This window comes from Paraglaciecola sp. L3A3, from assembly GCF_009796765.1.
Lineage (GTDB): Bacteria > Pseudomonadota > Gammaproteobacteria > Enterobacterales > Alteromonadaceae > Paraglaciecola.
Genome location: NZ_CP047023.1, coordinates 5285732 through 5308776 on the forward strand (window position 1 = coordinate 5285732; position 23045 = coordinate 5308776).

Here is a 23045-nt window from a genome sequence, read left to right on the forward strand (position 1 = left end):
AAAACTCACCTGAAAGGAATGCCCCAGCGGCTTTTGCCCTGCGTTCTCGGTATTTGAAAGGGAACAACCATTCCTTCACACCGACGCCTTGTTCAAAAACCGCTGGATGCATTCTGAGTGATCACTTATTAATATGAATTGGTATAAGCTTGAATAAACACCAAGAAAAACAGAAAGTACTAGGGGCTGAATATATACACCTCTAGATTAATTAACTAAGAAGTGGAAGTTAATTTGTTATTTTTTAAAAACATTCTATTACTATCAAACTTTATATTGGTGATTCTAAGCCCTCTAGTGAGCGCTCCTTTAATGGCTAACACTTTAGCCATTTCGAATTCCCCTAAAATCAAATACGATGTAAGTATTTATCAAACTGAGCTTAATTTAAGCCCGCCTAATCAAGCTAAAAGTATTGAGCCATGGCTGTCACAATTTAACTCTACAGATAAAATAAAACTGACGGGGGGCAAATATTGGTATCACCTAAAAATTCCTGCTCAAGCGCATACGGCAGAATGGGTGCTAGATATAAACAATACTATTATTGAATACGTGGATTATTATTGGTTTAAAGATACACAATTTGTTCAGCAAAAGAGTGGTTACTATCAAGCCAATGACTATCCTTTTCAATATGGTCAGAAAATCACTTTAGAAGCGGCAGTCCCCTACCAAGTTCTTATACGTGTTCAAAGTCGCTACTTCGCTTCACAACCTAAAATAGAATTAATCACAAAGCAGCTCTATCAAAAAAACAATTTATTTGACAGTGTATTGATCACTTCCTTGTTGGGTGCACTCCTCGCCTTAGGTCTTTACAACTTATTTGTGTTCGCTGGATCAAATGATAAAAGCCATTTATTTTATGCCCTATATCTATTCACATATTTTCTAGGCTGGGCATTTGTTTTTCAAGTACCCAATTACTTGTTCGACTTTCATTTTATAGAATTAATTTATATCCCATTTTTTGTTCTTCCTTTGGTGGGCGGATATTTTTGTATAACCTTCTTACACTTAGACAGTCACTTTCCTACTTTAGCTAAAATACTAAAAATAAATGGTCTTGTTTCCTTTAGTCTATTCCCATTATCAATATTCATGGTTAGTTATGCTAATAGTATCGCTACAATAACAATTGGTATTTGGATAATTACTGCTATTGTCGCAGGTATAAAATGTTGGCTTAATAACTTTCGGCCAGCAGGATATTTTCTCATGGCGTTTATCTCCTTGTTAATTCCGGCAAGCTTTATTTTGCCCGCTAATATTGGTTTATTACCTGATTTATTAGAAAATTCTGAATTAGTTACGCTTATTGGTGGAACAATCGACGCTATATTTCTCGCTTTTGCATTAGCCGACAAACTAGCCATCACTAATCAAAAGAACATTGAACTCAATAATAGTCTTGAACAAACAGTTAATATTCAAACTAGAAAGTTACGCTTGGCTAATCAACAACTCGAACAAACTAATACAGAACTTATCGAAGCAAGTGAAGCCAAAGGTCAGTTTTTGGCAACTATGAGTCATGAAATCAGGACACCTTTAACATCGATAATTGGTTATGCTGACGGAATTTTATTAGGTGATATAGCTAAAACAGAACAAGATAGAGTAACCCGGATAATTTCAGAAAATGGTAATCACTTATTAAGTATCATTACCGATATATTGGATCTTACTAAAATTGAAGCCAACAAGTTAGATTACGAAAGTATCCCAACGCCTTTGTTTGCGGTATTAGCACAAATAGAGTCTATTGTCGGTAAAAGAGCCAGAGACAAGGGTTTAAACTTTTATTTAGAATACCAATACCCATTACCTGCACAGATAATTACAGATCCCACACGTTTAAAACAAATTTTATTTAATTTAACCAACAATGCGCTCAAATTTACAGAACAAGGATTTATAGGCCTATCAGTATCTGTTAACAATGAAAATCTGCAGATAAAGATCAAGGATTCTGGTGAAGGTATATCGCCTCAGCAGCAGCAAAAACTATTTGAACCTTTCGCCCAAGCTGATAGCTCAATTAATCGTAGATTTGGCGGTACAGGCTTAGGACTAAGTATATCCCAACGCTTAGCCAGGGGTTTAAACGGTAATATATCAATCGATAGCAAACCCAAACAAGGATCCTGTTTTACCCTTGATATGAAATTACTATTACCCGAACATTCAAGTTGGATTCATAATATCAATGAAATACCACAACCCATCCCAGTTAAATCTGTAAAACAAACTGCACTGCCCAATTTTTCTGACCACAAAATATTACTCGCCGATGATCACCCCACAAATAGAGAACTCATTGCTTTATTACTAAAGAGAATGAAAATCAGTGTTTTTGAAGTTGCGGATGGTAAACAGGCTTTGGATACTCTTTTATATCAAAGTTTTGATTTGATTTTACTCGATATACATATGCCCAAGATGACTGGTACTGAGGTATTAAAACAAATCCGTTTAGCAGGTAACTACACCCCAGTAATAGCTTTAACAGCAAACAATATGAAACATGAAGTTGAGGATTATTTGCGCTTAGGTTTTTCTGACTACTTGGCCAAACCCATTTCTAGACAGCACTTTGTAGATATACTCGAGAAATACCTTACCAAGCATGGTGATATTGATAATCCTATTTTTAATGACGATATGTTAAGCCTAATACAAGACTATCAAGCAGATCTGATAGAACAAATTGACCAAGTTCAAGTCGCTCTTACCCACAGAGACTTAAGATTAATCAGTGATATAGCTCACAAAATAAAAGGTTCAGCCGCATCTTTTGGCTACGATTTAATTGGGGAAAGATTTGCTGATATAGAGCACTATGCCCTGCAAGATGACGAAATTGCAGTGACCTATGAATTGCCAAAAATCATTGAATTAGCGCGATTGTGCACTGACTTACCAGGAATTAATATCCCCCAAGCAATTATAAATCACCACAACAGTATTGAAACATTCATCAATAGTATTGCTTTGTTTACTAAGCAATCTGAAACTTTGTTAACCGAACTAAAAGCCGCTATAGAAAATAACCAAGTAAACAACGCTATGCTTTATTTCTACAAACTTTTACTTCCTATTAATGACTTTGCCTTAGAACAATCTATTTCAGCTCTGGGATTATTAGAAGAGTTATTAAAAGAGGGGGATTGGCAACATAACAAGTGTTTAAACTTAGTTCAACAAGTTGAGCAGAACATTCTATTATTGCGCAAAAAGTTAAATTCTGGCTTACAGCTCTAAATATAAAAAAACCTGACTAAGTATTTACCGAGTCAGGTTCCACATGAAACATATTAAAAATAATATGTTCAGATATTTATATTTAATTACTTACGCAGTTTTTGGATTAACCTTAACTGAGCAATTGCTTCTGCTAGCTCAATGGCTGCTTCAGCATAATTAAAATCGGCACTTGGATTGGCAATATGCTCTTCTGCGTGTTTTTTCGCATCAAGCGCTGCTTGTTCGTCTAAATCTTCTGCACGAATAGCAGTATCAGCCAATACAGTCACTGTACCAGGTTGTATTTCTAGCACGCCACCGTTGATGTAGATATTTTCTTCATCACCGTGTTGCTTAACTAGACGTACCATACCAGGTAACAGAGTAGTTAATAAAGGTGCATGCCCAGGATGTATACCTAGTTCACCTTCACTACCTGTTATCTGAATAGCTTCAACAAGACCAGAAAAAATACTGGTTTCGGCGCTTACTACGTCTAGATGTACGGTCATTGCCATAAAAACCTCCAATTAAAAACAGGTTTTTCGAATCCATTTAGTTGTAAATTTAGTAGGAAGTGTAAGGGTTTAATTATCCTATACACTCCCAACTAAAAGTCTCGACTAAATAGGCCGAAAATTACATGTTTTTAGCTTTCTCACTTGCTTCTTCGATAGAGCCAACCATGTAGAAAGCTTGCTCTGGTAAGTGATCATATTCACCTTCCAAGATACCTCTAAAGCCACTAATGGTGTCTTTCAAAGAAACATACTTACCAGGAGAACCAGTAAATACTTCAGCTACGAAGAAAGGCTGTGACAAGAAACGTTGGATTTTACGAGCACGAGATACAGACTGTTTATCTTCTTCAGACAATTCATCCATACCCAAAATCGCAATAATATCTTTCAATTCTTTATAACGTTGCAATACTGATTGCACGCCACGTGCTGTATCGTAGTGCTCTTGACCGATAACTAAAGGATCAAGTTGACGAGAAGTAGAATCAAGTGGGTCAACCGCAGGGTAGATACCCAAAGAGGCGATATCACGAGACAATACAACTGTTGCATCTAAGTGAGCAAATGTTGTGGCTGGTGACGGATCGGTCAAATCATCCGCAGGTACGTATACCGCTTGGATAGATGTGATTGAACCAGTCTTAGTAGACGCGATACGTTCTTGTAGTACACCCATTTCTTCAGCTAGGGTAGGCTGGTAACCTACAGCAGAAGGCATACGGCCTAGTAGTGCAGATACTTCTGTACCAGCTAGTGTATAACGGTAAATGTTATCTACGAAGAATAATACGTCACGACCTTCGTCACGGAATTTCTCAGCCATTGTCAAACCAGTCAAGGCAACACGTAAACGGTTTCCAGGAGGCTCATTCATTTGACCGTAAACTAACGATACTTTATCTAGTACGTTTGATTCGTTCATTTCGTGATAGAAATCGTTACCTTCACGAGTACGCTCACCAACACCTGCAAATACTGAGTATCCACTGTGCTCGATAGCGATGTTACGAATCAATTCCATCATGTTTACAGTTTTACCAACACCGGCACCACCGAACAATCCAACTTTACCACCTTTAGCGAAAGGACATACTAAGTCGATAACTTTGATGCCTGTTTCTAGTAGTTCAACTGAACTTGATTGATCTTCATAAGTAGGCGCTTCACGGTGAATAGACATACGCTCTTCTTCACCAATTGGGCCTGCTTCGTCGATTGGGTTACCCAATACATCCATGATACGACCTAAAGTAGCCGTACCAACTGGGACTTGAATAGCTTCACCACTGTTTTCAACAGCTAGGCCACGACGTAAACCGTCAGTGGTACCCATTGCAATGGAACGAACTACGCCGCCGCCAAGTTGCTGTTGTACTTCAAGGGTCAAACCTTGCAAATCACCTTCGGTAACTCGCAATGCATCATATATTTTTGGAACCGAATCTTGTGGAAACTCAATGTCCACTACGGCGCCAATAATTTGGACGACCTTACCTTGACTCATGTTAATTCCTCTTAAATTCTAAAACCATTGCCTACACCGCTGCCGCGCCGCTAACAATTTCGCTGATTTCTTGCGTAATTGCTGCTTGACGTGCTTTGTTATATATCAACTGCAAGTCATCGATAATATCACCCGCATTATCAGTTGCCGCTTTCATGGCTACCATACGAGCTGCTTGCTCAGACGCTGCATTTTCAACTACGCCTTGATATACTTGAGACTCTATAAAACGTACCAGAAGCATATCTAAGATAGGCTTAGGATCAGGTTCATAAATATAGTCCCAACGATGTTGTAATTCTTTTTCTTCAGATTTAGGCAAAGGTAACAATTGATCGATCTTTGGCTCTTGCGCCATGGTATTAACAAACTTATTAAATACCAAATATAAACGGTCTATTTTGCCATCGTTAAATGCATCCAACATGATACGCACTAGGCCAATGATTTCATTGACAGTTGGCGCATCACCTAAACCAGATTCAGCAGCTAATACATTGCCACCAAAACGGTTAAAGAATGCGACTGATTTAGCACCTAATGCTGCAAAATCAGTTTCGACACCTTGTTCTTGCCATTTTTTCGCTTCTTTCACGACCATTTTGAATTCGTTGGTGTTTAAACCACCACATAATCCACGGTCTGTAGAAATAACGATATAACCGACGCGTTTAACTTCGCGGTCTTCCAAATATGGATGGCGATATTCAAGGTTAGCGTTAGCTAGGTGACCGATCACACTTCGAATGTTCTCAGCATATGGACGGCTTGAAGCCATACGATCTTGCGCCTTTTTCATTTTAGACGCTGCAACCATTTCCATAGCGCTGGTGATCTTCTGAGTATTTTTAATACTGCCGATCTTACCTTTTATCTCTTTACCGCTAGCCATAAACTCTATCTCCGATTATTCAACTTAGTGACCACTAAGCTTATAAAAGCGCAGTGGTCAAATTGATTACCACGTTTGTGTCGCTTTAAATTTTTCTAAAGCTTCGTTAAGTGTGGCTTCAATTTCTTTGTCGAAATTACCTGTTGTGTTGATAGTGTTCATCAGCTCGCTATATTCACTGTTCATAAAAGAGTGCAAAGAGGCTTCGAAATCTAGAATTTTATCTAGTTCAACACCTTTTAAATGACCTTTTTCAACAGCAAACAATGAAACACCCATATCAGCAACCGAAAGTGGTGCATATTGGTTTTGTTTCATTAATTCCATTACTCGCTCACCATGCTCTAATTGAGCACGAGTAGCGTCATCAAGATCAGATGCAAATTGCGAGAAAGCCGCTAATTCACGATACTGAGCTAGGGCTAGACGAATACCGCCACCTAGTTTTTTGATGATTTTAGTCTGGGCTGCACCACCAACACGAGATACCGAAATACCAGCGTTAACCGCAGGACGGATACCAGCGTTGAACAAATCTGTTTCTAAGAAGATCTGACCATCGGTAATCGAAATTACGTTAGTAGGTACGAAAGCAGATACGTCACCAGCTTGAGTTTCAATAATAGGTAATGCAGTTAAAGAACCTGTTTTACCTGTTACTTCACCTTTAGTGTAACGCTCAACATATTTATCATTTACACGTGCAGCACGTTCAAGAAGACGAGAGTGAAGATAGAAAACATCTCCAGGATACGCTTCACGACCTGGCGGACGACGTAACAATAGTGAAATTTGACGATATGCAACAGCTTGTTTAGACAAGTCATCATATACGATCAAAGCATCTTCACCGCGGTCACGGAAATACTCACCCATGGTACAACCAGAGTAAGGAGCCAAGTATTGTAATGCTGCAGATTCTGAAGCAGAAGCAGCAACAACAATGGTGTGACCCATAGCGCCATGCTCTTCTAACTTACGTACTACGTTAGCAATAGTAGAGGCTTTTTGGCCAATCGCTACGTAAACACATTTAACACCAGAATCTTTTTGATTGATGATGGCATCAATCGCTAATGCAGTTTTACCGGTTTGACGGTCGCCAATTACCAATTCACGTTGTCCACGACCTACTGGGATCATGGCATCAACTGATTTATAACCAGTTTGAATAGGTTGGTCTACCGATTGACGTTCGATAACGCCCGGTGCAATTTTTTCTACAGGTTCATAACCATCTGCTTCAATAGCGCCTTTGCCATCGATAGGAGCACCTAGCGTGTTAACTACACGACCAAGTAGGTTACGACCTACTGGTACTTCTAAGATACGGCCAGATGATTTTACTTTTACGCCTTCTTGTAAGTCAGCGTATGGACCCATAACTACCGCACCTACAGAGTCACGCTCTAAGTTCAATGCGATAGCGTAACGACTACCTGGAAGCTCAATCATTTCACCTTGCATTACATCAGCAAGGCCATGTATACGGATAATACCGTCGGTTACACCAACAATAGTACCTTCATTTCGAGCTTCACTTACTACTTCGAACTTCTCAATACGTTGTTTGATTAGTTCGGCAATTTCAGTGGAATTCAGTTGCATGCTCTTTCCCCGTTATGCTTGTAACGCGTCTGACAGACGGTTTAATTTACTACGAAGTGAACCGTCAATAACTGTATCACCGGCTTTAATAAGTACACCGGCAATCAATTCAGGATCCACGCTACAATTCAGCTTAACTTTTCTTTCAAGGCGTTTTTCAAGCGAAGCGCCAATTTCTGTCTGTTGTTTTTTGTTGAGTTTGACTGCTGAAGTAATATCAACATCTATCTCTTTATCAAAATCAGCTTTAAGCAGATTAAACAAAACAGAAATATCAGGCAACGCTTGTAAACGTCTATTTTCAGCCAAAACCTGTACAAGGTTCTGACCCTGTTGGTCGAGTTGTTCACCACACACGCCGTTAAAAATCTCAGCGAGTTTTTCTGCTGCTACCGAACCAGTTAATAATGCTTTAACAGTTTCGTTTTTAGATACTTCTGCAGCAAAGGCAAGCATTTCTTGCCATTGTGGAACAGTTTTACTCTCAACCGCATAATCAAACGCAGCTTGCGCGTAAGGGCGAGCGATAGTAGTCAATTCAGACATAGCTCATTTTCCCCTTATAGCTCAGCGACAAGTTTTTCAACTATGTCACTTTGTGCTGCAGCATCAATTTCACGCTCAAGGATTTTTTCAGCACCGGCAACAGCCAAAGCAGCTACTTGTTTACGTAACTCTTCTTTTGTGCGGTTTCTTTCTGCTTCAATCTCTGAGTATCCCTGAGCAATGATTTTCTCACGCTCGGAATGGCCACGTTGCGTTTCTTCGTCAACAATAGTTGAACCACGCTTTTTGGCTTGTTCGATAATATCTGCTGCTTGCGCTTTAGCTTCTTTAAGCTGATCACTTACTTTAGCTTGTGCTAGCTCGAGGTCTTTTTCACCTCGTTCTGACGCAGCTAAACCATCAGCAATTTTTTGTTGGCGTTCTTCGATAGCACCCATAATCGGGGGCCATACAAACTTCATGCAGAACCACACGAAGAATATAAATGCTATCAGTTCACCAAGTAGAGTGGCATTGATGTTCAAGACCGCTACTCCTCTTATTCGTTAGTGTGTAGTAAGGTGCTTATACAGCAAACTTTGCGCTTTCAACGAACAACAAGAAAAGAGCGATAGCTACACCAATCATCGCGATAGCATCAATAAGACCTGCTACGATGAACATTTTTACTTGTAGGGTAGGAGCAAGCTCAGGTTGGCGTGCTGCCGACTCAAGAAATTTACCACCTAAAATACCAAAGCCAATAGCTGGCCCTAGCGCGCATAGACCAATCAAAATACCAACTGCGATATATAGATTACCTAAGATTTCCATAGATTTTCACCTTTATGTTTAAGTTAAAATTAAAAAAAAAACGTTTGAAACTTTTTATATTTAGGCATCCTGCCTTACCCAATTGGGCCAGCCGAAGCTGTTCTAATTCTTTCCAAAAAAATTAGTGTTCTTCACTTGCTAAACTCAAATACACGATAGTTAACATCATGAATATGAAAGCTTGTAACGGAATGACTAACAAGTGGAATGCTGCCCATAAAAAATGTAATGGCAATTGCCATAAACCAATGGTGCCCGCAATAAGAATAAAGATTAGTTCACCGGCATATAAGTTACCAAATAAACGTAATGACAATGATAAAGGTTTAGCTACTAAGCTAACAACTTCAAGAATAAAGTTAAACCAATATAACCAAGGCGTATTAAAAGGATGTGCGTATAGCTCTTTTAAGAAACCGCCTACACCTTTGATTTTTATTGAATAAAAAATCATTAAAACAAATACACCAATCGATAAGGCAAATGTCATATTTACATCAGTAGTGGGTACCACTTTCATATACACATGATGCGGGTCATAACCCAACTGACCACCAATAAATTGAGCAAATGAAGGTAAAAAGTCAACAGGGATTAAATCCATGAAGTTCATTAGCAATACCCATACAAATATGGTTAAAGCTAAAGGTGCGATTAATGCACTTTTACCGTGATAAGTACTTTTAACGGTATCGTCGACAAATTCGACGATAAGCTCAACACAAGCTTGCCATTTACCTGGCACACCTGTCGTCGCTTTTTTAGCTACCGCTCTAAAGCTTAGAATAAATATAAAACCCAACACTATTGACCAAGCTAAAGTATCTACGTGAAAAGTCCAAAAACCTTCACCAACCGTTGCATTAGTTAAGTGGTGCTGAATGTAACCACTGACGCTTTGACCGCCATCTGATCCTGCCATTTTACCATCCACAATTTTAAAGTTAAAAATCTGTATTCAATCTCGTTTTCGATTTTTTATCACTGATAAAAAACTATCGATTAACGCGATTCATAAAAATTATTATTGGCCATTGGGCCATTAAGGTTACGACATATGCGACTAAAAGCGCCATTGGTTGCAAGTTTTGCCACTGATAAACCAAAACAAACATCACTATCGTAAAAATAAATTTAAGCTTACTTCCTTTGTTAAAACTCCGCACTACTAGTTTATTTTGACTAGCACCGGCATATCTGAAAACTAAGAAAGCAAACACAGCTCCCGGTAATACACATATCAAACCACCATAAAGTGCTGATAATCCTTCATATTTACCTGAAAAAATCGAATATAATAAAGCTGCAGCTACTGCAACTATACTTTGACAAAAAAGTACCTTCTTAGCCAATTGCCTACCTTGTTGAGCCAAACTAGTAGCCAATTATTCCCTCGATGTATTTAAACCTTAACGAAAAGCGCGAAAAGTATACTTAAGTTAGTATTTTTTACAATAGAAAAAGTAAATTTGTAACAGCATTCGTATAATAACCAACATATCGACAAGCCTTTATATTTAAAGGCGCTAGCGAATTGTTAATTTTCTGATCCGCTAGTTAAAAAATTAACATTTTTTTAATGATTATAAAAATAATTATGTACTTTTTTATTTAATGTGACCTAAGATCCCATCCAGTTGATCTAAGCTAGAGAAGTTAATGACGAGCTTTCCTTTACCTTTTGCATTGTGAGCAATAGTCACTGGTGCGCCTAAATTCTCCGATAATTGCGTCTGTAAACGTTGTACATCAGGATCTTCTTTAACGGGAGCTTTTTCTTTTGCAGGCTCTAATAATCTACGTACTAAATTCTCAGTGTCACGCACAGTCATACCTTTACCAGATACTATTTGCGCAGCATCTGTCTGAGCTTCTCCCTCAAGCGCTAATAATGCCCGAGCGTGACCCATTTCGATGTCACCATATTCAAGCAACAATTTCACATCTTCATTCAGATTATTAAGACGTAATAAATTAGTCACAGTAGTACGTGATTTACCTACTGCTGTAGCGACTTCTTGATGAGTCAGGTCAAATTCTACCATTAAACGATCTAAAGCTTGGGCTTCTTCCATGGCATTCAGATCTTCACGCTGAATATTTTCGATTAGTGCTATAGCAACCGCAGCTTCATCAGGCACATTTTTAATTAAGCATGGAATAACATCTAATTGTGCTATCTGTGAAGCACGCCAGCGTCTTTCGCCAGCAATAATTTCGTATTTATGGTCACCTATTTCTCGTACTACTATTGGCTGAATAATACCTTGAGAGCGGATTGATGAAGCTAATTCTTCCAATGCTTCAGGTGACATATCTTTTCGAGGTTGATACTTACCAGGTTGTAAAAATTCTACCGGGACTTTACGTAGTTCACCTTGTTGTTCAGCCGCTTCAGTTTCGGTGTTATTACCCTTTTGGCTTTGACTGGTAGCTAAAAGTGCATCTAAACCTCTACCTAAACCTCTTTTTTTCGCAGACATGTTTTCCTCAAAATCGATATTGTAGTTTTTGTAATTGACGATTAATTAGTGTTAGCTAAATTATTACTTTTACTTCGACGTAATATTTCTCCAGCCAAAGCTAAATACGCCTTTGCACCTGTTGATGATTTGTCATAATACATAGCTGGCGCACCAAAACTTGGCGCTTCAGCCAATCTGACATTTCTAGGGATTACAGTTCTGTATACTTGATCACCAAAATGACGTTTTAACTGTTCTGAAACATCGTTCGCTAATCTATTACGCGGATCGTACATAGTACGTAACACACCTTCAATTTTTAATTGCGGGTTTACTACAGATGCCAATTTTTTAATGGTATCCATTAATGCAGTCAATCCCTCAAGAGCGTAATACTCGCATTGCATAGGGACCAACACAGAATCAGCTGCGGCCATTGCATTAACAGTCAGTTGATTGAGTGATGGAGGGCAATCAATAAAAATATAATCGTAATAATTTTTGACTGGTGCTAGTGCATTACGTAATCGTACTTCTCTAGCAAATACTTCCATTAATTTAATTTCAGCAGCAGTAATATCGCTATTTCCAGCTATTAAATCGTATTTACCAGATGTTTCTTTAATTAATACTTCTTCAACGGGTTTTTCTTCTATGAGCAGTTCATAACAAGTGTTTTCAACACTATATTTATCTACACCACTACCCATAGTCGCATTGCCTTGGGGATCTAAATCGATAAGTAGTACTTTCCGTTTTGTAGCAGCCATAGAGGCAGCAACATTTACCGCAGTGGTGGTTTTACCTACACCACCTTTCTGATTCGCGATCGCAATGATTTTGCCCAAAATAGTCATCCAATTTTTTAGTCAGCAGATTAAACATCTGAAAGATACAAGCATTATGAATAATAAGAGGCTTCAAGGATAGCTTTTAGCCTACTGATTGTTTTTTAATTTTGACAATATGACGTTCACCTTCAAGTTTGGGAACATCTAACCTAATAGTTTCAAGCACTTTAAACTCTGCAGGCAACTCGTTAATTTCTGCAATTGGTAGTTGCCCTTTAAGCGCAAGAAAAACGCCTTGGGAATCTACCAGATGTTGACACCAGTGCAACATATCTTTTAATGAAGCAAAAGCTCGACTTAACACTCCATCTAATTTAACTTCTGGTTCAAAATCTTCCACCCTTGATTGTACTGGTTGAATATTATCAATTTTTAATTCATAGGCGACTTGTTTCATAAAACGGACACGCTTGCCTAAACTATCTAGCAGAATAAAATTTTTATCAGGACACATGATTGCCAATGGAATACCAGGTAAACCAGGGCCTGTTCCAACATCGATATATTGTGATTCTTCCAAATAAGGAGAAACCACAATAGAATCGACTATATGTTTAATCATCATTTGTTCAGGGTCACGAACAGAGGTTAAATTGTAGGTTTTATTCCATTTATCAATCATGATTACAAAAGCGACCAACTTCTGTTGCTGATCGATAGTGATCGTTAGATTACAATCTTGTAAACTATTTTCTAAAACAGTCAATAATCTAGACTCAAGCATTAGACAGACACTTTTTGTGCTGGTTTACTGCTACCAATTAACAAACCATGTTTTTTTAAATAAACTAATAGTAAAGATACTGCAGCTGGTGTAATACCAGATATTCTGCCAGCTTTACCAATGGTTTCAGGTCTCGCATCAGATAATTTAGCGACCACTTCATTACTTAATCCTGAAATTTGACTAAAATCAAAATCCATTGGAATTAAAGTATTTTCATTACGCAATGTTTTAGCTATTTCATCTTTTTGACGTTCAATATAGCCGGCGTATTTTATTTGAATTTCAACTTGTTCAGCTGCCTGAACATTAGCTATTTCGGGACCTAACTTACCAATAGTCATCAATTTTTTATAAGTCATTTCTGGTCGTCTGATCAAATCTTCTAGGGTATTTTCACGGTTCACCGGATTTTTCAAAATAGTATTTAATTCTGAAACTGCATCATGATTTGGATGGATCCAAGTTGATCGTAGGCGTTGCCTTTCTATTTCGATAGCCTCTAATTTTTCGTTAAATGCTTGCCAACGTTGATCATTAACCAATCCTATGGCTCTACCTTTAGCAGTTAAACGAATATCTGCGTTATCTTCACGCAATAATAATCGGTATTCGGCACGGCTAGTGAACATTCGATATGGTTCTTTAGTCCCCATAGTCGCTAGATCATCAACTAAAACGCCCATATAAGCTTCATCTCTACGTAAAATTAACTCATCTTTTTGTTGTACTTGAAGTGCTGCATTTGCCCCTGCGATAAGCCCTTGAGCGCCAGCTTCTTCATACCCAGTCGTACCATTTATTTGTCCAGCAAAGAAAAGACCATTAATATGTTTTGTCTCAAGAGTTTGTTTTAGATCCCGCGGATCAAAAAAGTCATATTCGATCGCATAACCCGGTCGAATTATATGTGCATTTTCAAAGCCTTTTATTGAACGAACTAAATTCATTTGCACATCAAATGGCAGACTTGTTGATATACCATTAGGATAAACTTCAATGCTATTTAGTCCTTCAGGTTCAACAAAAATTTGATGGGAATCTTTATCGGCAAAACGATGGATTTTATCTTCAATTGAAGGACAATATCTAGGACCAATACCTTCTATAACCCCAGTATACATAGGAGATCTGTCTAACCCACCGCGTATTATTTCATGGGTTTTTTCGTTAGTGTAAGTGATGTAACAAGGAATTTGTTCAGGGTGATCACTGGCTTTACCTAGAAATGAAAATACAGGAACGGGTGTATCACCATGTTGTTTTTGCATTACACCAAAATTAAGTGTTCTGGCGTCTAATCTTGCAGGTGTACCTGTTTTAAGGCGATCAACTCTAAACGGTAATGCACGAAGTCGATCAGCCAATGCGATCGAAGGAGGATCGCCAGCACGGCCTCCTTTATAATTTTCTAGGCCAATATGTATGGTACCGCCTAAAAAGGTGCCTACAGTGATTACAACAGCCTTAGCGCGGAATTTTAAGCCCATCTGTGTGACAACACCTACAACTTGATCCTGTTCAACGATCAGATCATCGCAAGATTGTTGAAATAAGGTCAGATTTTCTTGGTTTTCAATAATTTTTCTAATTTCAGCTCGATAAAGTGAACGATCTGCTTGGGCTCTTGTTGCTCTTACGGCTGGGCCTTTACTTGAATTTAAAGTTCTAAATTGTATACCGCCTTTGTCTATTGCACAGGCCATTGCGCCACCCAGAGCATCTATTTCTTTTACTAAATGGCCTTTACCAATACCACCTATAGCTGGGTTACAAGACATTTGTCCTAAGGTTTCTATATTGTGTGTGAGTAATAGAGTATTTACACCCATACGTGCCGAAGCTAGTGCAGCTTCAGTACCTGCGTGACCACCACCTACAACGATTACGTCAAACTGTTGTTGATAAAACATGAAATTCCTCTATTACTTTTGATCAAATTTTCCCAGATAAAATGGGGCGCATATTCTATATGTAATTGAGCAGAAGTAAAATGCTTAAAATTCATTCAATTTCTGATCTTTGATCTACTTTATATATATAGGATCTTTTAGATCTTTATTTATTATTACTATTATTAAGCAGCCACTTTTCTGTTGATAAGCCTATTTTTCATTTTAAAAACAATTGGTTACTTCGATCATGACTATGTGGATATCAGTTGATCAAACAGGTATAAAGTGGGTATAAATAGCTATTTTATCCACAGGTGAATATTGTCTTATTTCTATACAGTGGATATAAATGAACTATACCTTAGTTATACCCATTTTTATGCACATACAATCATATCTTTTGATCTAACTGTGCGTAACTTGTGATCTAAAATGTGATCTATTTTGCTTAGATCTTGATCTGTAAGGTAAAGATCTAAATCTTACGAATATTTTGATCTTTATCAACAGGTATGGGTAATTCTGATCATTATCTAAAAAATTATTTTATATAAATATATAAAAAAACTGCTTTTATGTAGTTTTAGATTTTAATTCACATAAATATTACTGATTTTTTAGTTTATGCGGACCATAAAATACTAGGGGCTGTTGATCTTTTCTGTCTGTTTTTGCAGCGAGTTGTGCTGTATTTATACAATGAAGCACGATTGTGGTGTAGTTGTTCTACATGAATGAGTGCTGAGGCAGTAGAAATGCCGCACAAACGCTGCCCGAAGGGTTCGTCCTAAACGCTTTTTACTCTTTGTTGCTGATTTTTGACTTAATCCATTAGGCCTGCAAACCAGCGCCGCGATTAAAAAGCGTTTAGTTAGAACAAAATTTATACAGCAAAGATCAACAGCCCCTAATGAGCATGATCTACTAACAAGATATCTGCACTCTTCAATGTACTGATATCTTGTTAGTATTAATTATAGAAGGGGATTGCTGACTCGTTTATTTAACTTGATTCGGTTGATAACCAGACATTTTTTGAATGGGTTGGGATTCTGGTTGAGCAGGAATAATTTCTTTACGTCTACTTGGACCTGAAAATTTAACTTTATAGGTGTCGTATTCTTTAATCGATTCAAAACAGTAACGGCCAATAGCGTTTTCTAACTCTATTAAGTTGTGGTTGGTAATTAAAATACAATTCTTATGGTTTGCTAGTCTTTGTCTTAAGACGTTGCCTAACCAGCTTTGAGCATTCTTTTTAAGTATTGTTTCGTTTACACATACCTCATCCAAAATAAGTAAATCTACATCGAGTAATTCCTGGTTAATTTCACGATATTTTTGACCAGCATTATCATTTGCGCTGAAATCATAAGAAAATAATCGCATATCCAGTATGCTAGATAGTTGTCTATATAATACGGATATTTCAAATTTTTCGATTAATTCATGGGCTATGGCCCCTGCTGTATGAGATTTTCCACGGCCATAATCACCATAGAAAATCATCATATGAGCACCACTTCTACGCCAGCTCAAATCTTCATGGGCAGCAATAAACGATCTGGCATAACTCACTGCTTCGATTACATCTTCACTATCTTCAATTAAATTAGCAAAAGTCCATTTTGAATTGAGATCAGATCGGCCTTGAATTTCTTGAATACGCTGTTTTTTACTTTCTTTTTGTAAAATTTTTACATCACGATTGGCTAAGGCTTCATATTCTGTTTTTAAGCTTGAATAGTCAGTGTAATTATCGGGGACATGCTGACGGCCAAGTGCTTTGCCTAATTTTTGAATTCTATTTTTTATACTGTCCACTAGATTCAATATCCCATTTAGATTAAGTGTTAATTACTTTGAGTTGCTTTACCGTATTTAGCGACTAAATTTTTAGTGTTCTCGTCGGCTTCAATACCTGCTTTGCTTTGAACTACTTGTTGTCCAATTTTTTGCCTAGGCTTAAAACCATGTGCTAAACGCATCTTTTTCAAATTGAACACAAATTTTTGTGTCCATTGATATTCAGTAAATTGTGATTCGGGTCTGCCTAACCAATAAGCAATAAAATCACCTAATTCATTTGCTGAATATTCATAATCTATTATGCCTACTAATTTAGCTAAATCATTGACCAATTTTTCATTAGGCGTCCAATTTAACTGCATTGTATGCCAATTAAGATGAAGTTTAGAATATTCATTTTCTTCCATGACAGTGAGAGGTAACAGTAATACTTTGCCGTTAAAACTATGATTCAGTTCTACTTCTTCTTGAAAATTGACAAGCCCTACATTCAGTAGTTCTTTGATAAGGCTGTTAACTTGCCTACCCAAATTAAATTTTTCTTCTTTAGCATTTAATAAAGTTAATAAATTTTTGTAATTTAATGGTGTTGTTTTAGCTGTTTTTTCATCAACTGTAGGTTTTATACCTAATATATACAAAGTCCGAGCGTCATTGCTCAAGGATTGGAGTAGGGCGGTTTGTTCTGCTTTATTTATTTGCATTACAACTATAATTTATCTGCTTAATTTAATGAGGGGTTAAAATTTTGAAATCCAACTTTTTAACCATTCTACTGCAACATCTTCAGGAATTGGATGATTTAATACATCAATATGTAAACTAGTTTGAATCAATTCACTACCAGCATTGACTAGCAATTCTTCTATTTTTTCTGCGGCAAAACAATATGTGTCATAACTAGAATCACCTAAACCCACAACCGTGAAATGTTTAGGACTATCTTGTTGTGCGGTAAATTGTTTAATGAAAGGCTGAATATTATCGGGAAAATCTCCAGCACCATGAGTTGAACTGCAAAACAGCCAAATCGAGTTATTATCGATATCAGCTAATTCGGGCGCTAGATGTAAATTCGCACAGTGATTTTGTGCTAATAATTCAGTTTGTAGCGCTTCGGCTACATATTCACTGGCACCTAAAACGCTGCCTACAATGATTTCGAATTTTGCCATTAGAATATTATATAAAAATATGTTTCATTGATTGTACAGCTAATGTATTACTTGCCGATACAAAATGAAGAAAATATCTTAGTTAATAAATCGTCAGAACTAAATTCACCAGTAATCTCGTTTAGATGTTGTTGAGTTAAACGGAGTTCTTCTGCTAGTAGTTCGCCAGCAAGATTTTCTTCCAGTTGTTGTTTACCCAAATAAAGATGTTCTGCAGCCCTGTCTATTGCATCTAAGTGTCGACGACGGGCGATAAACTGTCCTTCTGATCCTGTATTGAATCCCATACAGTTTTTTAAATGATCGGTAAGGTAATTGATACCTGATTGATCACTAGCTGAAAGTGAAATTACCGGATAATCGCCGCTATTATCAAATCCTACTGACTCATTGGTTAAATCCACTTTATTTCTAATGACGCTTAAGCCGATATTTTTTGGAATTTGATGATAAAATTCAGGCCAAATTTTTTCAGGGTGCGTTTCCCTAGAATCAGTGCTATCTAACATAAATAATATACGATCTGCTTGATGTATTTCTTGCCAAGCTCGTTCAATACCAATTTTTTCAACTTTGTCTGGGCTCTCTCGTAATCCCGCTGTATCGATTATATGTAAAGGCATACCGTCGATATGTATATGTTCTTTTAATACATCACGAGTGGTACCAGCAATATCTGTGACTATTGCGGTATCTTTACCTGCTAATGCGTTTAATAAACTCGATTTTCCGGCATTGGGTTTACCAGCTATGACAACTCTCATTCCCTCTCTTAATAGGGCACCTTGTTTGGTTTGCTGACGTAAAGTTTCAAAAGATTGGATGATATTATCTAAATCCTTTTGAATTTTTCCGTCACTGAGAAAGTCGATTTCTTCATCAGGAAAATCAATAGCGGCTTCAACATAAATGCGCAAATGAATAACAAGCTCAACTAAAGTATGGATGTTCTCTGAAAAAGCACCTTGTAATGAACGTAACGCTCCTTTTACCGCTTGTTCAGAACTGGCGTCAATCAAATCGGCAATGGCTTCAGCTTGAGCTAAGTCTAATTTGTCATTTAAGAATGCACGTTCACTAAATTCACCAGGGTTTGCAATTCTAATTTTGGGAATTTTTAATATAGCATTGAGCATCATATCCAAGACAACTTGGCCACCATGTCCTTGTAACTCAAGTACATCTTCGCCAGAAAAAGAATGAGGATTTTCAAAAAATATAGCTATGCCCTGATCGATCACATTATTTTCTGTATCAGAAAAAGTAAGATATTCTGCTTGCCGAGTTTTAGGTACTTTACCTAAAATTTGTTTGGCAACTTCACTAGCTAAACTTCCAGACACACGAATTATTCCAACCCCACCTTTGCCAGGTGCTGTGGCTTGAGCAACAATAGTTTGTTGTTGATTTGATAATTCTGTGCCTGTCATTTTGCTTAATCTCTAAAGTTAGTAAATTGTAAGGGTTGTTCTAAATCTGCTGCTTTTGCTATGGCCATAGCTTGTTGTAAGTCATCTCGTTTTTTGCCGGTAACTCGCACTTGTTCACCTTGAATCTGTGCTTGTACTTTAAGTTTGGCATCTTTAATTAATTTAATAATCTTTTTAGCGGTAGGTTGTTCAATTCCTTGTTTAAAGGCGATAGCTTGTTTGTATATTTTACCTATGTGCTGAACATCTTTCTCTTCAAAAGCAGCTGTATCTACATTACGTTTTACGCAAGTACCTCTTAGAATATCTATCATTTGTTTTAACTGAAAATCATTGTCAGCAGTCATAGTGACAATGCTTTCCTTTAATTCAAAATTTGCTTCGACGCCTCTGAAATCAAAACGTGTACTTAATTCACGATTGGCATTATCTACCGCATTTTTAACTTCGACTAAATCTATTTCTGACACTATATCTAAAGAAGGCATAAAAGCTCCAAAACTGTATGAATGGTTGGCTATATTGTAAGCACAAAAAAGCCCGCTTTATAACCCAATTAGGTATAAAACGGGCTGTCGATTATTATATTTACTTAGTCTGTAATCCGCGTTTTTCCATAGAAGCATAGATAAATTTGGCTTGTACTAAAGTAATAATGTTACTGATTAACCAATAAAGAACTAAACCAGCAGGGAAAATAAAGAAGAATAAACTCATAGCAACAGGCATAAATTGCATTATTTTTTGCTGCATTGGGTCAGTCATAGTCATAGGTTGAAGTTTTTGTAATAAATACATACTTACACCTGTCAGCACTGGTAATACAAAGAAGGGGTCTTTAGAACTAAGATCTGTTATCCAGAAGATAAAATCTGCATGTCTTAACTCAACACTTTCTAATAATACCCAATATAAAGCTAAGAAAATCGGCATTTGCAGTAAAAGAGGGAAACAACCACCCATAGGGTTAACTTTATCTTCTTTATACATTTTCATCATGGCTTGCTGCATTTTTTGTTTATCTTCGCCATAACGCTCTTTTAATGCGTCCATTTTAGGTTTAAGAGCACGCATTTTTGCCATAGATTCATATTGTTTTTTCGTTAATGGGTACATTGCTCCTTTAACAACTATAGTGATTAATATTATCGAGAATCCCCAGTTTCCTACCAAGCTATGTATAAATTGTAAGAAAGTGAAAAGTGGTTGGGAAATCATAAACAAAAAGCCGTAGTCAACAGTTAAGTCTAGGCCTCTAGCAATTCCAGCTAGGGTATCTTGATCTTTAGGACCTAAATATAAAGCGCTACCGATTTGTGCTGTTTCGCCAGCTTGTACAATTATAGGTTGGCCAGTAAAACCAATTACACCATTCGTATTTTGTAATACACGGCTAAATAGATTATTTGTTTCATTTTGTGGTGGTACCCAAGCAGATACGAAGTAGTGCTCGATCATTGCTGCCCAACCTGCAATAGTGGTTTTTTTCAGGCCTTTATCTGTCATGTCATCGAAACTATACTTTTCGTATTTATCTTCTTCTGTAGAAAATGCTCCACCTCGATAAGTTGGCATAAACATGCTGCCATCTTCTTTAAGCATACTTTGTTTTAGTTGGCCAAATTGTTGAAGTTGTTTTGCGTTGCTTGTATTGTTTTCGATGATATAAGTCACGTCTATTTTGTGACTGTCTTTAGTAAAAACAAAATTCTTAGTTATTTTTACACCTTCTGGTGTCACTAATGTTAGTGGGACAGTTAAAGTTTGACCTTCTAGTACATAACTATCCTGTTCAGTTATATATGTCGGACGACCTTTACTATCAGGACCATCTTTACCAATTAATCCGCTTTGAGCTATGAATAATTCATCTCCATTGGGTCTTAACAGACTGTAGGAATCTTTTGAGTATTGTTCAACTGGAAATTTTACAAGTTCTGCGGATATAACGTCACCGCCTACTGTATCAATACTTAAAACTAGCGTATCAGTTTTAACAGAAATAATTTTTCCATACTGAGCTTTATTCTGTGTGAAGTTTTGTCCAGTTGCAGAAGCCATAGGCACATCATCTGAACTTAGTGGAGCATCACCAGAATTATTTTGCTGAGAAACTTGCGGAGCTGCTTGTAAAGGTTTAGGGCCATAATCGACTTGCCATTGTTGCCATAACATAAAAGTGACAAACGCTAAGGCAATTAATAAAAAACTTCGTTGGGATTGCATAAAATACTCTAATTAACTACATGTTTATATGTGTGACTTACTAATTTTAAAACCATTAAACCACTGCGATATTACTTTTGTGCTAACAACTTATTCTTTATATGGGCATAAGAATAAATCTCACTATTTTCTTTTCTTTTTTTCAGGAACTGGATCATATCCACCTGAATGTAGTGGATGGCATTTTGATATACGTTTAATGCTCAACCAACTACCTTTGATAAAACCATGCTCCGTAATTGCACCAATAGCATAATAAGAACAGCTAGGATGAAATCTGCATGTTGGTCCTAACATTGGAGAAATTAAAATCTGATAAAATTTAATTAGTCCAATAGGGATTTTTCGCAACGTATTGCTAACTTTTTCCATAATTTACCAAGTAAAAAAACTAATTCCTGATTCGACATTTTATCTAGGCCTGTTTTGCCTACCACTACTATATCAATATTTGGAAATGTTTGTCTTTTTAAGCGAAAACTCTCACGAATAATTCGTTTCACTCTATTTCTATCGTGAGCATACTTCACTCGTTTTTTAGACAGAGTAATGCCTAAACGAGGGTTGTTAGTATCGTTGAATCTTGCTAATAAGGTAATTTGAGGTGAGACAGCAGGAATTGCTTTTTTGAATACATATTCAAAGTGGGTGGGAGTAAGTAGCCTTAGCTCCCGAGAAAAGTTATTTTCACCCACCTTGGATAATTATGCTGATAAACGAGCACGGCCTTTGGCACGACGATTGGCAATAACCTTGCGGCCATTTTTAGTTGCCATACGGGCACGAAAACCGTGTGAACGCTTACGTTTTAAGTTGCTTGGTTGAAAAGTTCTTTTCATGACCTAGTCCCGCTATATACATAAGGTTAAAACAAAATGAGCATCTATGTGAAAACCAACTTTGGAAGACACTGCGCTCAAAAATGACGCTGAATAATAGGGATCACTAAAGGGTTTGTCAATCACTAACTTATATTAGGAGTAAATTAATGATGATTGTAATATTCACGTCGAGAGGATTGACTTAGTTATGTTTCTTTTTTAGATAACTTGGCTGGTCTTAATATACTGAGTTTAAAGTATTTTCATCGGTATTATATTGATTGTCAGCGTAAAAAATGTTCATGAAGTTGATAAGTATTAAATTTGTTTGTTTTATCCACAGAACTGAATTAGGAACATAAGTACTTAAAATATATTATTCAATATATATGCTTATAAATATTGTTTTCTAATTATATTATGTCAAGTGATATTTAATGTTTTATTCTTTTAAAACAATTGGTTATAAGTATGTTTAAAGTTATTTTTAAAAGAAGGTTGCCTTACCCCCCCTTAAAGCGAGATAATCCACAGTCAGTTTTTCACTAAACTATC

The 23045-nt window shown here is 36.9% G+C and carries 23 protein-coding genes; 1 reads left to right on the forward strand and 22 read right to left on the reverse strand.

What is annotated here, in order from left to right; genetic code table 11:
* Window positions 1-312 precede the first annotated feature (312 nt).
* The gene (locus tag GQR87_RS21985) at window positions 313-3267 is read left to right on the forward strand and encodes a response regulator (RefSeq protein WP_158972805.1); all 2955 of its coding nucleotides are present in this window, start codon (window positions 313-315) and stop codon (window positions 3265-3267) included.
* An 86-nt stretch (window positions 3268-3353) separates the two neighbouring features.
* Here the strand turns inward: GQR87_RS21985 and GQR87_RS21990 are convergent, their stop codons facing one another.
* The 22 genes from GQR87_RS21990 to rpmH all read right to left on the reverse strand — a co-directional run bounded on the left by GQR87_RS21990 (window position 3354) and on the right by rpmH (window position 22508).
* Complete coding sequence (locus GQR87_RS21990; RefSeq protein WP_158972806.1) at window positions 3354-3767, reverse strand: F0F1 ATP synthase subunit epsilon; 414 nt, start codon at window positions 3765-3767, stop codon at window positions 3354-3356.
* A gap of 121 nt (window positions 3768-3888) precedes the next feature.
* Window positions 3889-5274 (reverse strand): F0F1 ATP synthase subunit beta, encoded by a 1386-nt coding sequence (atpD, locus tag GQR87_RS21995; protein WP_158972807.1) that lies wholly within the window; start codon window positions 5272-5274, stop codon window positions 3889-3891.
* Between the two features lie 31 nt (window positions 5275-5305).
* Window positions 5306-6166: a F0F1 ATP synthase subunit gamma gene (atpG, locus tag GQR87_RS22000; RefSeq protein ID WP_158972808.1), complete on the reverse strand. Its 861-nt coding sequence runs from the start codon at window positions 6164-6166 to the stop codon at window positions 5306-5308.
* A gap of 66 nt (window positions 6167-6232) precedes the next feature.
* Window positions 6233-7774 (reverse strand): F0F1 ATP synthase subunit alpha, encoded by a 1542-nt coding sequence (gene atpA, locus GQR87_RS22005; protein WP_158972809.1) that lies wholly within the window; start codon window positions 7772-7774, stop codon window positions 6233-6235.
* Window positions 7775-7786: 12 nt separating this feature from the next.
* The gene (atpH, locus tag GQR87_RS22010; protein WP_158972810.1) at window positions 7787-8320 is read right to left on the reverse strand and encodes a F0F1 ATP synthase subunit delta; all 534 of its coding nucleotides are present in this window, start codon (window positions 8318-8320) and stop codon (window positions 7787-7789) included.
* 14 nt (window positions 8321-8334) lie between these two features.
* A complete protein-coding gene (gene atpF, locus GQR87_RS22015; RefSeq protein ID WP_158972811.1) occupies window positions 8335-8805 on the reverse strand; it encodes a F0F1 ATP synthase subunit B in 471 nt (156 codons plus the stop codon).
* A gap of 40 nt (window positions 8806-8845) precedes the next feature.
* On the reverse strand, window positions 8846-9094 hold the full coding sequence (atpE, locus tag GQR87_RS22020; protein ID WP_008842484.1) for a F0F1 ATP synthase subunit C: 249 nt from the start codon (window positions 9092-9094) through the stop codon (window positions 8846-8848).
* Between the two features lie 121 nt (window positions 9095-9215).
* Window positions 9216-10016, reverse strand: coding sequence for a F0F1 ATP synthase subunit A (gene atpB / locus GQR87_RS22025; protein ID WP_158972812.1), 801 nt, complete (start codon window positions 10014-10016; stop codon window positions 9216-9218).
* A 73-nt stretch (window positions 10017-10089) separates the two neighbouring features.
* On the reverse strand, window positions 10090-10467 hold the full coding sequence (locus GQR87_RS22030) for an ATP synthase subunit I (RefSeq protein WP_158972813.1): 378 nt from the start codon (window positions 10465-10467) through the stop codon (window positions 10090-10092).
* A gap of 234 nt (window positions 10468-10701) precedes the next feature.
* Window positions 10702-11577, reverse strand: a complete 876-nt coding sequence (locus tag GQR87_RS22035; RefSeq protein ID WP_158972814.1) for a ParB/RepB/Spo0J family partition protein — start codon at window positions 11575-11577, stop codon at window positions 10702-10704.
* A 41-nt stretch (window positions 11578-11618) separates the two neighbouring features.
* The gene (locus GQR87_RS22040) at window positions 11619-12407 is read right to left on the reverse strand and encodes a ParA family protein (protein ID WP_158972815.1); all 789 of its coding nucleotides are present in this window, start codon (window positions 12405-12407) and stop codon (window positions 11619-11621) included.
* Window positions 12408-12492: 85 nt separating this feature from the next.
* Window positions 12493-13134 (reverse strand): 16S rRNA (guanine(527)-N(7))-methyltransferase RsmG, encoded by a 642-nt coding sequence (gene rsmG / locus GQR87_RS22045; protein WP_158972816.1) that lies wholly within the window; start codon window positions 13132-13134, stop codon window positions 12493-12495.
* Window positions 13134-15047 carry a tRNA uridine-5-carboxymethylaminomethyl(34) synthesis enzyme MnmG gene (gene mnmG, locus GQR87_RS22050; RefSeq protein WP_158972817.1) on the reverse strand — a complete coding sequence of 638 codons (1914 nt, stop codon included), beginning with the start codon at window positions 15045-15047 and terminating at the stop codon, window positions 13134-13136. Before mnmG ends, rsmG begins: the two co-directional genes overlap by 1 nt.
* A gap of 981 nt (window positions 15048-16028) precedes the next feature.
* Window positions 16029-16853, reverse strand: coding sequence for an ATP-binding protein (locus GQR87_RS22055; RefSeq protein ID WP_158972818.1), 825 nt, complete (start codon window positions 16851-16853; stop codon window positions 16029-16031).
* A gap of 29 nt (window positions 16854-16882) precedes the next feature.
* Complete coding sequence (locus GQR87_RS22060; protein WP_158972819.1) at window positions 16883-17542, reverse strand: DnaT-like ssDNA-binding domain-containing protein; 660 nt, start codon at window positions 17540-17542, stop codon at window positions 16883-16885.
* A 36-nt stretch (window positions 17543-17578) separates the two neighbouring features.
* On the reverse strand, window positions 17579-18013 hold the full coding sequence (gene mioC, locus GQR87_RS22065; protein WP_158972820.1) for an FMN-binding protein MioC: 435 nt from the start codon (window positions 18011-18013) through the stop codon (window positions 17579-17581).
* A gap of 47 nt (window positions 18014-18060) precedes the next feature.
* Window positions 18061-19443, reverse strand: coding sequence for a tRNA uridine-5-carboxymethylaminomethyl(34) synthesis GTPase MnmE (gene mnmE, locus GQR87_RS22070; protein ID WP_158972821.1), 1383 nt, complete (start codon window positions 19441-19443; stop codon window positions 18061-18063).
* Between the two features lie 5 nt (window positions 19444-19448).
* Complete coding sequence (locus GQR87_RS22075) at window positions 19449-19931, reverse strand: YajQ family cyclic di-GMP-binding protein (protein WP_158972822.1); 483 nt, start codon at window positions 19929-19931, stop codon at window positions 19449-19451.
* Between the two features lie 100 nt (window positions 19932-20031).
* Window positions 20032-21669: a membrane protein insertase YidC gene (gene yidC / locus GQR87_RS22080; protein WP_158972823.1), complete on the reverse strand. Its 1638-nt coding sequence runs from the start codon at window positions 21667-21669 to the stop codon at window positions 20032-20034.
* 123 nt (window positions 21670-21792) lie between these two features.
* The gene (gene yidD / locus GQR87_RS22085) at window positions 21793-22041 is read right to left on the reverse strand and encodes a membrane protein insertion efficiency factor YidD (RefSeq protein WP_158972824.1); all 249 of its coding nucleotides are present in this window, start codon (window positions 22039-22041) and stop codon (window positions 21793-21795) included.
* Window positions 21996-22364 (reverse strand): ribonuclease P protein component, encoded by a 369-nt coding sequence (gene rnpA, locus GQR87_RS22090; RefSeq protein ID WP_158972825.1) that lies wholly within the window; start codon window positions 22362-22364, stop codon window positions 21996-21998. The genes yidD and rnpA overlap by 46 nt, the downstream gene beginning before the upstream one ends.
* Before the next feature lie 9 nt (window positions 22365-22373).
* The gene (gene rpmH, locus GQR87_RS22095) at window positions 22374-22508 is read right to left on the reverse strand and encodes a 50S ribosomal protein L34 (RefSeq protein ID WP_007615483.1); all 135 of its coding nucleotides are present in this window, start codon (window positions 22506-22508) and stop codon (window positions 22374-22376) included.
* Window positions 22509-23045 lie beyond the last annotated feature (537 nt).